Genomic DNA, 14,247 nt, shown 5'->3' on the forward strand with positions numbered 1-14,247 from the left:
TACCCGGCAGGCCCCGTCATGACAACATCACAGCCTCAATTGGAAAATAATCGTCGTATAGTCTCAGTCGGCCGCTTGTTTCAACCCTACCAAAGACCCACCGAAGGCTGGCTAAAGTCCCTTCAGAGCTCCCTTACTCGTCCTTCAACCGCCGCTGATACAAAATGACAGACACTACTGTTAGCACAACCGTCCATACCAAATTAATGAGGAGTGGTTTCAATACATCGCCCGTCGTATAACCTGTATTGCTTAGACCCAGCAGATGCACAAGCTGACTGCTTGGCATGTAATCCAGCACTTTGAAGACCGGATAATCCTTCGCTAGTACTTCTCCCCACGGTGCCCCCATAAATATGAACGCCACAGGGAGTATAGATAATGAGGCTTCAAGCAACGTCTTGGAGAATAAGCCGCAGATCGTCCCGGCTGCAGTGTACAGAATAATCGAAAGAATGATTACTGCCACAAACGCCCATATATTAGCTGGCTCATAGCCAAATAATAATGTGGAAATAGCGAGAACAACAGCAGACATGACAAAGACCAAACTGCTTTTACCGATTAGTACATCCATGGTCGTAGCCGGTGTCATCATTAATGACCGTAAAGTGTTACGCTCCTTCTCTTCCGCAATCAAGCAGGCTTGTGCGAAACATGTTAGCAATACAAACGAACTATTAAAAAGAAAACCGCTGGCTCCAGGTAAAGACGCACCTGCCCTCTTGAAAATCAGAGCGATAATAATAGGAAAAATCAGCATAATGGACAGCGCGTAGTTACGTGAAAACTCTTTGTAATCCTTCACAAATATCGCCCGGGCACGTTTGTATGAGATACTCATAGTAGCTCACTTCCTGTCATTTTAATAAAGATATCACCTAGACTTGGTTCTTTCGTCTCTAACCGGTCAATTAGCCCCCGCTTCATCCAATCCGCGATTTGATCAGCCGTCCCCTCATCGATCGGGAGCTCGTAGGTTTCCCCATTGATTAAGTCCACACAAATTACGTTCTCCCGGTGCTGCCGCTTAAGTTCCTTTGGTGAGCCTATGGTTTGGATTTGTCCCTGATACAGAATCGCTACACGGTTGCATATCAATTCTGCTTCAGACATATCATGCGTAGTCAGAAAAATCGTTGTTCCTTTCTCATTTAAGTAGCGTAAGCCTTTATAAATATGTGCTGTGTTTACCGGATCCAAAGCCGAAGTTGGTTCATCCAGAAATAATAATTCCGGCTCATGGATAATCGCGCATGCCAGCATGACACGCTGACGCATCCCTTTGGATAAGAGGTTGGCTTTCTTTTTGCGCTCTCCGCTTAAGTTTACAAACTGCAGCACCTTGTCGACCGCAGATTTGGGAAGATCATATAGCTTACGATACAGCTCCAGATTTTCCTCAATACTTAACCTCTCATATAGACCACTGTTATCCGTCAAAATGCCAAAACGCATCTTCTGAGCAGACTGCTGCATCATCTCCGCTGACTGATCAAATACACTTGCCTGTCCACTTGTCGGATTTAATTGTGCCGTTAAAATCTTGATTAATGTTGTTTTGCCTGAGCCACTCGGTCCAAGGAAACCAAAAATTTCACCCTTAGGAATTGAAAAAGAAACATCTGCTAACGCATCTTTTTCTCCAAATCTCTTACGGATACGTTCTACCCGAATAACATTCATTAACTCCACATCCTTAGTGTTGATGGCTTAAACATATACAGATTACATGCTTCCTGCCATCAAAACGCGCCGAAATGTAGCTGTAAGCGCCTGAATGGTACCCTTTAAATGTTAAGAAGAGCTTTTAATTCAGACAATTTTGAACGGGATAACGGAACCACGGCATCTTGACCTGTATTTAATCGCAAGCTGTAGCTATTTTTCGTCCATGTAATAATCTCTCTTACTTTTTGCAGATTAACAATATAGGATCGGTGACACCTAAAAAAACCGAAATTTAATAATCTCTGCTCGAGCTCGGTCAGCGTTAGCGCACAGTCATAATTTTCACCGCCCACATGAACAAGGATTGACCCCTCTACACTTTCTATAAAATCAATTTCAGGCGGATTAAATAAAATCACTTTGTCATTTCTTTTGGTAGAGATCTTCTGCAAGGTTATATTGGCCTCGTCTTGTTTCTGTACTTCCTGCTTATCCTCGTCGAAGTCCCGAATATCCAATGGATGAAATCCCGATTCGTTCAACCGATAAATGGCATCACAGGAAATAAGGGCATCCTCTAAATTCGAAGTTAAAATTAAAATCTGCTTTTCTTGTGAAAGATCATCAAGAATCCGTTTGAGTTGACGACAATCTTGCTCTTCCAAGTAAAAATAGGGTTCCTCCAGTACAAGTGTAGGCTGATGCGCAAAAAATACACGCAGCAATGTCACATACATTCTTTTCGATGAGCTTAGATCCTTGATCTTTACCTTCCGTTCTTCCTTTAAAGCAAAATAATCTATCAACGAAGCGGCACGCTCATTCCTCTCCGTTATTCTGATTAGAAAAGTGATTAGTTCCTCCACCGATAAACGCATATACTCGTTTTGCCCAGCCCGAAATAAATAATATTGGGAATGATCACCTAATTGATTCATTAAAAGCTGCTTTCGCTTCAAGTCCGTTATGATGCCAACCGATTGGTTCGGTGTCATATTTAATTCGATCTTCGGTAGAAATAATTCCCCATTATAATAAATTGGTTGAAATTGCATGCCATCCTCCCGGTCATTTAATGCAAATATTAGTCAAGGCATCTTCTAGTCATTTCTGCACATAAAAAAAAGCCCAAGCAGCTTCTCCGCTCGGTGCAAGAGTACATTAATTAGTAATACGGTTCAGCGCAATTTCTGTAACAGCAAGTTTTGAATAAAGACCATCCCGATAAAAGGATAGTCTTTAGGGTCACTAATTTATTTTAATTGCCTCAATACAAAGCTCGATCCTCACTTCATTTCCGACTATAATTCCACCCGTTTCCAGAGGCGAGTTGAATTTCAATCCAAATTCATTACGATCAATACTGGCTGTTGAGTGAAATCCTACACGTTCCCGTCCGCGGGGGTCCTTGTTTAGTCCTTCAAAAACAGTATGAAAAGTAACAGATTGGGTTACTCCATGCAGAGTTAGATTGCCTGTAAGTTCATATTGCCGCTCACCAGCAAAGACACAGTTGGTGCTTTGAAATGCAATGGTTGGATACTTGGCAGCATGAAGGAAATCGTCGCCCCTCAAATGTTCATCTCGTTGCGCTTGGCGAGTTGTGATACTATTTGCGTCTACGGAAGCCTGAATACCCATGGTTGTTAACTCGTTGGGATCAAAACTTAAGATAGCCTGGAAACGCTCAAATACTCCTTTGATTTTATTAATCATTAAATGCGTCACCGAAAACTCGACAGAGCTGTGGTCCGGATCCACTTCCCATTTGATATTACTCATGAATAAATTCCACCTCTATAATAAGATTATGAGCAAGGTCACCTATCTCCAAAACAATGCGCTACTCGCTATACACCTAATATACAAAAACGCTACTGACAACGTTGTGTCAGTAGCGTTTTAGCATTTTTGTGGCTTCCTCGTAAATCCGATTTCAGAATGGTTCCCCATTGAATCCGTAATTCCTTTTACCCGAATATCCACCATCGCAATAAACATCGAACTGTGTGTGAACAGTCATAATCTGCAACTAGTCGAATCTTTGCAGCGATTCAAATAAACGCCTTAAGTTATTCAATAAGCTGTTTTTTTCCTCCAGAGTCCAGTCATCCAAAGCTTCATGCAAAATTCGTTCACGGGTGAGGCTAATCATTGTATTGATTTTCTCCCCGCTTTTCGTCAATTCAGACACACGAATGCGGGAATCTGCACTTGATGGATACGTATGAACCAACCCCGCGTTTTCTAACTTATCGATTTGCCGGCTAACACTCGAATAGTTTTTTCCCATCATGGCGGCCAAATCACCAACACTAGTCGGTTGGAGATGCACGATGCCCACAAAGACACGAAAGGTTGCTGCCTCCAAATTTACGCCAGCATTAGCAATCATCTTCTTATCGCGGTCTGGCCTATTGATAATGGAAACTAAATCGATCAGCGCTTTAAAAATATCGTTTTCCATTTTATTTCACCCTTACAACAGGACGAGGCATTAGCGGGGCATTCCAGGCCTCTTCAATATCTTCTAGAGCGAACTCTTTTGTGGTAATTTTTATCTTCCCCTCGGCGGCCATTTCAAAGACACCTCTAACAGCGGATAGCATATCAGCTTTGGAAACACTCTTATCTCCGCTACCTACGAGTTCGATTGTTGATGAGCGTAAAAGAGATGAAGGTAAATGAATGCTTTCTTGGCCAGATGAAGTTCCAATGCTTACAAAACGGGTTGAACGATCCGTTTTCGCCTTAGCAAGAGCTGACATGATGGCGAGTGCGCTGTCGCCCCAAAGATAATCCAATATAACATCAACACCTTCAGCAATAACTGGCATTAGGGCGTTTTCAAACATTTTTTGACCGTTGTCGGCTGTCATATCAAATGCAATGGCCTCATCAGCTTCAAGTGCTTGCAACTTCGATTCGTTGCGTCCTGTTACAATGACCTTCTTGGCCCCCAGACCCTTAGCAATCTGAACTGCTAAACTACCGGATGTACCAGTAGCGCCATTAATCAATACAGTTTGACCGGATTTAAAATCAGCTCGAAATACCAATGCAGCCCATGACGACATAGCAGGGTTGGCGATAGCGGCAGCAGTGAGATCATCAATACCATCTGGTAAACGGACAGTCAGCTTTTCGTTGACAATTGTTTGCTCAGCCAAACTGCCATATGGTGCAGTAGGCAGCGCAAAGTAAACACGAGACCCATCTTTCAAAGTTCCTACACCGTCGATACCGGCTACAATTGGAAAGTTATCTTCAGAAGAATAGTGCATACCCATTGAACGGAACTTGCTAACTCGACTCAAGGCTGTGGCCGTAACGTTAATTATAACTAGCCCCTCTGTCCCAACGGGGGAATCAAAATGACCCATTACGGGAATCGTCCCCTTAACCTTTACGATTGCTGCCTTCATATTTACACCCTTCTTCCACCCCATATTATGTGCATATTGCACATAATAAAGTATAACATAAATTATGTGCAATATGCACACTTTATTTGGAATCCATATCCAAACGCACGCCCATTAGCTTATTTCCAAAAGAAACGGCTGGTCAGGTTCCCCTGATCCAGCCGTTTTTTGATTACTTTAATATTACATTATCGATTAGTACCGCCGTATCGTAGATACTATCTCCTTGATCCCAAACATGGAACCGAAGGACAATGGAGCCCTTGCCGGCAAATTGGCTTACATCAAATTGTACATGCTTCCAATTCGTCATGTATGTTGTATGATCCCCGCCGTAGAAATCAATCGCTACTTTGTTCTCTTCAATCCAATAGGCCGTGGATTCATTAATCGATTCAGCCCCGATAATAACAGAATCATTACCATAGACACTGGACGTCACTGTATTGCCGCCATTTATGTGAGAAGTAATGAGGGAAGCCGTATTAATGTATACACTGGAAGTTACCGTTGCTCTGAAGGTGTCATTGAATTTGCTTCCAACGAATTCCTTAGGCTCCTCAGAAATGAAATTGTAATCAAACGATAGGGTTGTTGCACCCGCCGGAACAATGAAACTTTGCTCGATATAACTGTCTGAATTGTAGTCATATCCTCCTTGATCATTGTTTTCATACCCAAGGCCAGTGCTGATAATAGCCATGTAGTTCCCCTCTGTCGGTTTAAGCGGTCCCAGCTTGGAGATCACCCGAACATCGCCGTTTCCATTCCAGCCGGTCCAAGTTCCGTTTTCAAAGGTTCCGTTGATGACCCCTTCGGTCTTAGTGCCAATGCTGCTTCCTTTCATGAAGAATGCTGCCAACCCATCGTTTGCTCCATGGGCAGCCACTGCTGCTTGAAAGGCTTTTTCGGTTGTCATGTTGTCATCGTTTAAAGCGGTAAATACGGATTTAGCAATAGCTTGATCATATGCAAGCTTTACATAATCGGTATATCCATAATAAGTGCCAGCACCATTGTTGATGAAGGCATCTGCCATGGAATCGTTGTACGCGCTGCGGCAGCTGCCATTATATACGATGGTATCAGGTAGCATATCGTTGTACCGTGTAATAAAAGACGGTGTAATAGCATAATAACCGGATATAATAGCCAGTCGTCCCTTTTTCAAGTCCAACTCATAGGTCTTTTTGCTCTCTGTCGTTGCCTTTTCTCCTGTCAGGAACATAACTTGCGGTCCAGCGTATTTGAAATCAATGCCGTACTTATTATGGAGCTTTTGAAGCACTTTTTCATCATAGTAAGTATCTCCGTGGGTATCCAAGACCACGACGCCATACTGATTCAGCCCTTTAAAGAAATTAACGCCCGCTGCGGTGTCCTTTACTCTTTCTACAAGGAAAGGGTAACTCGACTGGTCAAAGCTGTGATATACAGCGTCATAAACAGTCGAAGATGGAAGTGTGCCGGAGAACGGAGAAATCACAGCAACTCGCTGGCTTCCTATGGTGGCCACGGTTTGTTCCACATTTTGCGTTAGCGCCTCAGCCGCCAATGTAGTACTGGACGCAGCCTCTTCTACGGTGCTGCTTAACCCTTTTGTATTCTCAGGAGCTGCGGATATCCCCCCTAGAATCCCGTTGTCCAGCAAATACCAGATGCTTCCTCCTTCACCCGAAATCCCAGCATGCTCTACTTCTGCTTGGGTTTGGAGCCAAGCCACAGTTTCTTCCTTTGCTTTTTGCAAATTACCATATGAAGTAGCCAGTTGATCAAGCTTACTCTGTGTATTATTTTCAATGATTTCCGTTTGTGCAAGCTGTTCATCCGTAAGATGCTTCATTACAGATAATTTAAAAACTGTGCTGCTTGGCACATCTCCCACAAACGCCTGCAGATTTATGTAACCCTCCGTACTTTCAGTCAATACTGCTTTGCCACTGTACAGTCCGTCTGCCTCAAGACTGTCTCCATGGGCTTCCAAACCGTCATCGTACAACGAAATGATTTGCGAAATGACTTTGCCGCTGTCATCTACTTGATAGACACTAGCGATTACCGTTCCTGGCGCATTAATCGATGAGCGGAATATAACTTCTGTTGGCTCTTCCACATAAATGGCATCTGAACTCTCCCCCTTCACCACAACCTGGAGAGCATTTGCCGGTGCCGGGGTTGCCGGTGTCGGTGTCGGTGTCGGTGCCGATGTTGGTGTTGGTGTCACTGGTGCTGGGGTTGCCGGTGCTGGGGTTGCCGATGCTGGCGTTCCCGGACCTGAAGCTCCCGGCGCCGGTGCGGTCACAGATGTCCCGCGGTCAGTTGTTGCCGGGGTGGCAGTCGGTGTTGCCTCAGGACTCTTGCCCTTATTAAGCTCTTCAGCCAGAAGCTGTTTGGATTTCTCGACATATACTGATTTATTGGTTTTGAACTCATAAGCCAGACGAGCCAGAGCCTGGCGCTCCGCATGCTCTTTCGGTTTGAATTTCAGAGTGCCGTCACTGCCTTGGACCCCGTTGATGAAACCATTTTTGAAGGCAAGGGATACTTGCGCTTTTGCCCATTCGGACACCTCTGAGATATCCGACAGCTTGCTATCAACCGGAAGCTTCTTCGCTGTTTCATCCAATTCGAAAGCTCGGATGAAAAACACGACCAGCTCCTCACGGGTGACATTTGCATTAGGACTGAAGGTGGTGGCCGATGTCCCCTCCGTAATGCCTGCCTTTACCAATGCACCTACATAACCGCGATACCAACTGTTCGCGGCAACGTCTTTAAACGGTGCGGCTTGATCAGCATTTGCTTCTAGCCCCAACGACAGGACTATGATTTTCGCCAGTTCGGCACGTGACATAGCCTTTTTCGGTTTAAAAGAGTTATCTTCATAACCTGAGATTATTCCTGCTTCAGTTAATGATTGAATCTCCTTTTGCGCATAAGAGCCTGTGATGTCTTTGAACTGCGCGGCCTCACCAAACACCATATGTGGCGTAAGAGTGCTTAATAATAGGGCAAACACAATCATCAGACTGAGTTTACGGCGTGCTGCTTGGAATAACATTGTTTCTTCCCCCTTCTTACTCTAAAAATATCAATGAGTCTGTCGTCCTAGTGAGTTCCAAGGATGGCATTTTACACCATTATTCGACAACTTCTTGATTCTACAATAGGACCAGGGTAATTTACAATGTCTATTAGATAAAAAAATAGATATATTTGTAGACTGGAGATTAAATGGCATAAAAAAAAGACCATCGAGTATAAGCTTGGATTGATAGCGATTTAATATTTTATCGTATTATTCTTCACATTCACTAAGATTTTACAATGATAAGCTTAATAATGTATGCCTTATGACACTTTAGGAGGTAATATAATGAGCAAGTACGACGAAGCCATGAAGCTGCTGGAAGAACAAGCGGGTAACAAGGACGGCCTGATCTCACTATCCACCATCGCACTGGAACCGGGGACTAATGGCAAAAGCCGTCCCTCCGCCCGCATTGTAGACGCCTATTATGAGGACGGTGCGTTCTACACCGTTACTTACGCGACCTCAGGCAAGATGCAGCAGATCGCCCAAAACCCCGAAGTCGCTGTTTGTATCATCGTCGAAAACTTTACGGCCGATGGTATCGGTGAAAACCTGGGCTGGGTATGTGACGAGAAAAACGCGGAGATGATGACAAAGCTGCGCACAATATTCGCCGGGTGGTATAACGAAGCCAATAACGACGAAGACCCTAACACATGTCTGCTGCGCATTCGCCTGACAAAGGGCCTGTGGAATGACGCCCATAAAGGGATCAGAAATGAGATTGATTTTATCAATAAGACGGCAAATTAAGTGATCTATGTGATAGAACAGTCAGCAAAAAAGGTTCATCGCAGCAGTCAGCCGCGATGAACCTTTTCATAAGAACCAACTAAATGATAACAGCTACATTAGAACTTTATAAAACCCGTAAGGCCTGGGAATTGACTTCCCGGAAATCCCGGATTTTCACCTTCTCCACCTTCTCCGCTTCCTTCGTCAGGCAAGATAAGCTCATAAGTCACATTTTGTGCCGGCACTAAGTTCATAGCATACTCATCAATTTCCGGTGCCCCGTCTAACGCCTTCCATCCAATTCCAGTCACTCCTAATCCCCAGACAGATTTACTTGGAATCGTGAATTGTACGCCGAAACGATAGGTTTCCTCATTGATTAGCTTTTCTTCTTGTGTAAATGGATCAATGTAGATAAATTTCACTTTATACACATTTCTATCATAATATAGCTGGAGCGTCGTACTGCCATCTTCACCCCGGCTAATCTTCTCTTTCTCAAAATACTCGGTAAGCTGCACGCCAATTCGCGAAGTGAATCTGAGTACGACCTGTATGTCCCGCTGCGAATAGCTTTGCTTAATAACCTCGGCGATTTGGTCTTCCGGCAGCTCTCTTTTTGCAAAAGGCGGCCCCTGTCTCAGTTGCCTAATCCGCACGAGCTTGAATCTGCGGTAGTCCTCTCTGACCCGGCAAAAGCCTATCACATACCAATGGCCGTGGCGAAAGTCAATCCAGCTTGGCTCTACCGTTCGCTCCAGCTTTTCCATATCCCTATTGATATAGTCGAACACCAGCAGCCTGTTATCCGTGATGGCCTTGCTTATGATCCCAATGTATTCTTTATTTTCCTGCTCCATGCTGAAATGGCACATATCCAGAGTCAGCTTGTGCTTATCGGACTCCCGCTTATAGGTATGCTCAACCTTTAACATGATGTCATTAAAAGCTTCGTTCCTGCCAAACAAGCCGTGTAAATTCTTCATTCGCAAGGATACCTCGAAATGCTCGGCAAGCTCCTTGCCCGTTACCGTACCTTTACCGGAGATGATCAGCAGCATGGAGAGCAATCGGTCGACTCGCATGATTGTGTGTGACGTCGGGTAACGTCTCCTCCTCTGAGTGAAGTAAGTGAATCATATATTCTCTTGCTTTAATGCATCAATAATATTCTCCTTTTTTACTATAGCTCCGGAATAAACAACCGCAGAGCTGACAATGACAAATACACACACAATGACAGACAGAATGCTCATCCAGGGCAGGGTGAACCCATAGCTGAATTTGTTCGCAAATGCTTTATAGATCAGAAACATCACGGCGAAACTGACAGGAAGCCCATACAAGAGCGACTTGACCCCATAAAAAACACTCTCATAGTTCAGCATTTTTGCAAACCCCTTTGGCGTCGCGCCTACGGATTTCAGCATCGCGAATTCCCGTTTGCGAAGAGCCAGCCCTGTTGAGATCGTATTAAAGATGTTCGCAACAGAAATCGCAGAGATTAATACGATAAAACCGTAAGAAAAGACGTTCATCAGCAGAATCTGTTGTTCTTCTCTTATTCTGAATTGATATACATTGTAGACATTCAGATTGGTCTCATTCATCGCTTCAATTTCCTGCTGCGTTTTCACCGGTTCCGTGCTTTTCAAATGGAGGTACATCGAAGCGTTAGCCAGCTCCTCGCCGTCTGCCAGCCGATTCATGACGCGTTCCGACACGATCATATTTAACCCGCCTACGCCTACCGGGCTCATCCCCATCGGTGCCTTATCCGTCAATGCGGCAAATATCACTTTATTTGCCTTCGTTTCTTCCCCGCTCGCTTTAATAAAACTCGTTAGCTCGATATGTTGTCCGATATTCGCATATATGGACTTCGTCTGAATATATTTCCCCGTATCTATATCTTTGTAATGAATCGTATCCATCACGATTGCGGCGGGATGATCCAGATCCGTAAGCTGTTCGTAATCTGCGCCAACCGCTCTGGCATAAGCTTGCAGGCTCGAATCATTCATTGCATAGAGCTTAATTTCGTAAGGGTATTTCCCGTCTTGCAGCATACTCTTATCCTGCTTAACCTTCTCTTGCAACTCGTCGGCGATGCTTGCTGCATCGACCCAAGCGTTCCCGACTAACTCATGACTCACGTTGTATTCCGTGACGCCATCCAGAGATACAAGCGATTGCATCAACCGGTCATCTAGTCTTTCGCCATTACTGGACGACACTTCAATATCGTAATTGATGCCTTCCAGCGACAATGCCAGAGATTGTGTCAGGCCAGTCGTGAAAAACGATATCGTCAAAAACAAAACGATGCTGATGACAAGCGAAAAAAGAATAACATGATGTCTTCGTTTGTTCCTTTTTAAGTTTTTCAGCCCGATTTCTGCTTCGATTCCGAAGAGCTTACGAATGATCTTCGACGTCTTCACTGCTTTGGCCGTAAGCTTTACGTCAGTGGTTTGGCGAATCGCGTCCACGGGAGATACCCTAGATGCTTTAACCGCCGGGAGATACGCCGAAACGAAAATCGTCAGCATCGAAACAAGACAAGTAATCAAGAGCAATAACGGCGTGACGATAAGCCTCAGCTTTTCACTAGTCCATAAGGCCCCTTCAATCATTGTGTTCATGAACAAAAAGGCGATTCCGATTCCGGCAAGACCGCATAAGATGCCAATGGGAATGCTGATCAAACCAATGACGATACCTTCAAAAAATACGGAATTTCGCTTCTGCCTTTTCGTCGCCCCCACGCTAGCGAGCATCCCTAAATGGCGGGAACGTTCCGAGACGGATATCGCAAAAGCGTTATAGATGAGTCCAACCGAGCCAATTATAATAGTCCCTATAATGACTGCCGATAATGAGAACATCATGCTGGATGAGGCCCCGCTGCTGGACAAGCCATAATAACGAAGCAAATCGTTATTATATTGGACAGTGTCAATTTGGTTTTTCTCAGCCAGCTTCTCCGCATGTGCGAACAAGAACGGATTGACCCGCTGCAAGACCACCGACGCATCGACCCGATCATCCCCCCCGATGATATGATCATCGACATAGCTAATGATCGTATAAGCCGGGGCCCAAGCCGTTTCCGACACCGGACGTTTAATGAAGCCTACCACCGTATAATCCCTAATTATGCTATGCTGTAATGTCTCGGTCAATGTGCCGTCTTTCCTGCGCAGCGGTTCCGTCTGATCCAGGGGATGATCGCCCCCTTGTTCGAATCGGTCGCCGACGCGAAGCGTTAGACGGTCGCCGATTTCGTACTTCACTTTGCCATTTGTTGCAACAGACTCGGAGATCACAACCTCCTTGTCCGTGTGCGGAAGACGTCCCTTGCTTATTTCAATCTGAAATTGTGTGAACCCTTGCACATCATATTCCTTAATGAACAAGTACGGCTTATTGGAATTTTGTCCCCCTTCTAATGGGGCATACCCAAGGTCTCTTGTGATTGCAACCGTTTTGGTTGCATCATCGCCCTGTATCGCCGCAAGCTGTTTCTTGGTTATATCTTGATACTGAATATGCCACTCCCCTGTATCTGTGATAGTTTGTCTGATCATTAAATCCGCAAAGGAAAAAACAAGCGTAATGACAGCGGTCATCATGGATACCGAAATAATTACGCCAAAAATAGTCACAAGTGTTCGTCTCTTGTTCTGCTTCAGATGCCGGATGGTTAATGTATTGACAATATTCATCGCCTTATCACCTCGTTTTTGGCAATCCTCCCATCTTCAATCGAAATGATTCTGTCGGCTTGCAGGGCGATCCGTTCGTCATGCGTGATTACGATCAGTGTCTGATGATAGGTCTTATTCAGTATTTTCAATAAAACGACGATCTCGCTGCTATTCCTGCTGTCCAGATTCCCGGTGGGTTCGTCGGCCAGCATGATCGCAGGATTGCCGATGATCGCCCTGCCAATCGAGACACGCTGCTGCTGTCCACCGGATAGCTGATTCGGCAGATGGTTTAATCGATGCTGCAAATTCAACGTATTCACAAGATCAGCCCGATTTGCCTGCGTCTGAAGATGGCCAGCTGCGTTTCGTCCAAGGTATACATATCCGTATCCTGAACATACACTTTCCCGCCAGTCGGTCGATCCACACCGCCCAGCATATGAAGGAGTGCCGATTTCCCCGATCCGGAAGGTCCGATAATTGCGACGAATTCACCTTTTTGGACCGAAAAGGAAACATCATCAAGCGCCTTCACCGCCGATTCGCCTGTGCCGTATATTTCGGACAAATTTTCAATTGTTAAAATCTCCATTGCCATCCCTCCTTCCCTAGATGCTCAATTCCAGGTATATACCATCTCTCTATATCCAACATCCCAAAGGGTTTCATTCCCCTCAATGGTTATCTTAAGCTCATTAGCCCCGGTGAGATAAAGGATCCTCATATCCGGCTCATGGAGCTGATCTTCTGCAGATACAGACAGGAGCTCATGCCCGTCAACGGTAACCTTAATGCTGCCCTGAAAATCCTTATGATCAGGAATTCCATAATTCAAGCTAAGATACAGATCTCCCTTATTGCCTAGCGAATACGTATATGTTTCCTTCTTTTTACCTTCGATGCCATACACATTATATTGGGGTGTCACGTCTTGACCGCCAATCTTAAGACTGTCCTGTTTGGTTCCCGTTAATCGATTTCCGGTACTATCTTCCCATTCGTTTATCGCTACAAAAGGGGCCAACTCTTTGGTGAACACTTGATCAACTACTCCTAAGACCCCCCACACGCCGAGCATTAAGACAGCACTGGCAATTCCCGTAGCAGTGATATTTCTCCAGTAGTTTTTTGTACGGAAGCCAATCTTGTAGGCCCCGAATCCAATAGCAGCGCCCAATGAGTTCTTTATGACGTCGTTCGTGTCAAAGCTGCCGAGGAATGTTAGTGCCTGGATGGTCTCCACCACAAGAATGGACAGGATAAACCCTGTCATGAAGCGAACAAAGCTGGTGCGGTATAACAACGGAAACAGTATGCCAAAAGGTATGAAGGCTGCAATGTTTCCAATACCCACCAAGTCCATCAGTGTCGGATGTAGAAGATCGGAAAGACCCGGCACCCTAAAAAAATCGTCCGGCAAAAAAATAAAGGTGTACTGACTGGTTAGATCTACCTTATCCACTCTGCCGAAAGCAAAAAACATAAAATAAAGAATAATCAGGGTGTAGCCTATCGTGATAAAAAAAGTAATCTTGCGATGCTGCTTCATTTGCATGGTTGTACCTCCATCGTTCATCTGATGAATATCATTTTATCTGTCCAAAATGAC

General features: G+C 44.8%; 11 protein-coding genes and 1 pseudogene. 1 reads left to right on the plus strand and 11 read right to left on the minus strand.

What is annotated here, in order from left to right; all coding sequences use genetic code 11:
- Window positions 1-133 precede the first annotated feature (133 nt).
- From NSQ91_RS31515 to NSQ91_RS31545, 7 genes are all read right to left on the minus strand, one after another.
- Entirely contained in the window at window positions 134-844 is a 711-nt protein-coding gene (locus tag NSQ91_RS31515) for an ABC transporter permease (RefSeq protein WP_076191510.1), read from the minus strand.
- Window positions 841-1,686, minus strand: a complete 846-nt coding sequence (locus NSQ91_RS31520; RefSeq protein ID WP_076303510.1) for an ABC transporter ATP-binding protein — start codon at window positions 1,684-1,686, stop codon at window positions 841-843. The genes NSQ91_RS31515 and NSQ91_RS31520 overlap by 4 nt, the downstream gene beginning before the upstream one ends.
- Before the next feature lie 104 nt (window positions 1,687-1,790).
- Entirely contained in the window at window positions 1,791-2,726 is a 936-nt protein-coding gene (locus NSQ91_RS31525) for a LytTR family transcriptional regulator DNA-binding domain-containing protein (protein WP_076181756.1), read from the minus strand.
- 193 nt (window positions 2,727-2,919) lie between these two features.
- Entirely contained in the window at window positions 2,920-3,453 is a 534-nt protein-coding gene (locus NSQ91_RS31530) for a YceI family protein (protein WP_076181754.1), read from the minus strand.
- A 250-nt stretch (window positions 3,454-3,703) separates the two neighbouring features.
- A complete protein-coding gene (locus tag NSQ91_RS31535) occupies window positions 3,704-4,138 on the minus strand; it encodes a MarR family winged helix-turn-helix transcriptional regulator (RefSeq protein WP_076181752.1) in 435 nt (144 codons plus the stop codon).
- Between the two features lies 1 nt (window position 4,139).
- The gene (locus tag NSQ91_RS31540; protein ID WP_076303509.1) at window positions 4,140-5,096 is read right to left on the minus strand and encodes a quinone oxidoreductase family protein; all 957 of its coding nucleotides are present in this window, start codon (window positions 5,094-5,096) and stop codon (window positions 4,140-4,142) included.
- 172 nt (window positions 5,097-5,268) lie between these two features.
- Window positions 5,269-8,157: an S-layer homology domain-containing protein gene (locus NSQ91_RS31545; RefSeq protein ID WP_076282214.1), complete on the minus strand. Its 2,889-nt coding sequence runs from the start codon at window positions 8,155-8,157 to the stop codon at window positions 5,269-5,271.
- Between the two features lie 315 nt (window positions 8,158-8,472).
- Here NSQ91_RS31545 and NSQ91_RS31550 point away from each other — a divergent pair, with 315 nt between their 5' ends.
- On the plus strand, window positions 8,473-8,943 hold the full coding sequence (locus NSQ91_RS31550) for a pyridoxamine 5'-phosphate oxidase family protein (RefSeq protein WP_076303508.1): 471 nt from the start codon (window positions 8,473-8,475) through the stop codon (window positions 8,941-8,943).
- A 98-nt stretch (window positions 8,944-9,041) separates the two neighbouring features.
- Here NSQ91_RS31550 and NSQ91_RS31555 read toward each other — a convergent pair whose 3' ends face one another.
- The 4 genes and pseudogenes from NSQ91_RS31555 to NSQ91_RS31570 all read right to left on the minus strand — a co-directional run bounded on the left by NSQ91_RS31555 (window position 9,042) and on the right by NSQ91_RS31570 (window position 14,193).
- A complete protein-coding gene (locus NSQ91_RS31555) occupies window positions 9,042-10,010 on the minus strand; it encodes a helix-turn-helix transcriptional regulator (protein WP_076303507.1) in 969 nt (322 codons plus the stop codon).
- A 51-nt stretch (window positions 10,011-10,061) separates the two neighbouring features.
- Window positions 10,062-12,653 carry an FtsX-like permease family protein gene (locus tag NSQ91_RS31560; RefSeq protein ID WP_076303506.1) on the minus strand — a complete coding sequence of 864 codons (2,592 nt, stop codon included), beginning with the start codon at window positions 12,651-12,653 and terminating at the stop codon, window positions 10,062-10,064.
- Window positions 12,650-13,230, minus strand: a pseudogene (locus tag NSQ91_RS31565) (ABC transporter ATP-binding protein). The gene NSQ91_RS31560 and the pseudogene NSQ91_RS31565 overlap by 4 nt, the downstream one beginning before the upstream one ends.
- A 24-nt stretch (window positions 13,231-13,254) precedes the next feature.
- Window positions 13,255-14,193 carry a VanZ family protein gene (locus NSQ91_RS31570; RefSeq protein WP_076303505.1) on the minus strand — a complete coding sequence of 313 codons (939 nt, stop codon included), beginning with the start codon at window positions 14,191-14,193 and terminating at the stop codon, window positions 13,255-13,257.
- Between the last annotated feature and the right edge of the window lie 54 nt (window positions 14,194-14,247).

Origin of the sequence: Paenibacillus sp. FSL R7-0048, from assembly GCF_038004505.1 — a bacterium.
Lineage (GTDB): Bacteria > Bacillota > Bacilli > Paenibacillales > Paenibacillaceae > Paenibacillus_AQ > Paenibacillus_AQ odorifer.

Excerpts from the sequence above, each read along its gene's own strand:
- NSQ91_RS31515 (WP_076191510.1), bottom strand. The coding sequence starts at position 844 with ATGAGTATCTCATACAAACGTGCCCGGGCGATATTTGTGAAGGATTAC.
- NSQ91_RS31520 (WP_076303510.1), bottom strand. The coding sequence starts at position 1,686 with ATGAATGTTATTCGGGTAGAACGTATCCGTAAGAGATTTGGAGAAAAA.
- NSQ91_RS31525 (WP_076181756.1), bottom strand. The coding sequence starts at position 2,726 with ATGCAATTTCAACCAATTTATTATAATGGGGAATTATTTCTACCGAAG.
- NSQ91_RS31530 (WP_076181754.1), bottom strand. The coding sequence starts at position 3,453 with ATGAGTAATATCAAATGGGAAGTGGATCCGGACCACAGCTCTGTCGAG.
- NSQ91_RS31535 (WP_076181752.1), bottom strand. The coding sequence starts at position 4,138 with ATGGAAAACGATATTTTTAAAGCGCTGATCGATTTAGTTTCCATTATC.
- NSQ91_RS31540 (WP_076303509.1), bottom strand. The coding sequence starts at position 5,096 with ATGAAGGCAGCAATCGTAAAGGTTAAGGGGACGATTCCCGTAATGGGT.
- NSQ91_RS31545 (WP_076282214.1), bottom strand. The coding sequence starts at position 8,157 with ATGTTATTCCAAGCAGCACGCCGTAAACTCAGTCTGATGATTGTGTTT.
- NSQ91_RS31550 (WP_076303508.1), top strand. The coding sequence starts at position 8,473 with ATGAGCAAGTACGACGAAGCCATGAAGCTGCTGGAAGAACAAGCGGGT.
- NSQ91_RS31555 (WP_076303507.1), bottom strand. The coding sequence starts at position 10,010 with ATGCGAGTCGACCGATTGCTCTCCATGCTGCTGATCATCTCCGGTAAA.
- NSQ91_RS31560 (WP_076303506.1), bottom strand. The coding sequence starts at position 12,653 with ATGAATATTGTCAATACATTAACCATCCGGCATCTGAAGCAGAACAAG.
- NSQ91_RS31570 (WP_076303505.1), bottom strand. The coding sequence starts at position 14,193 with ATGCAAATGAAGCAGCATCGCAAGATTACTTTTTTTATCACGATAGGC.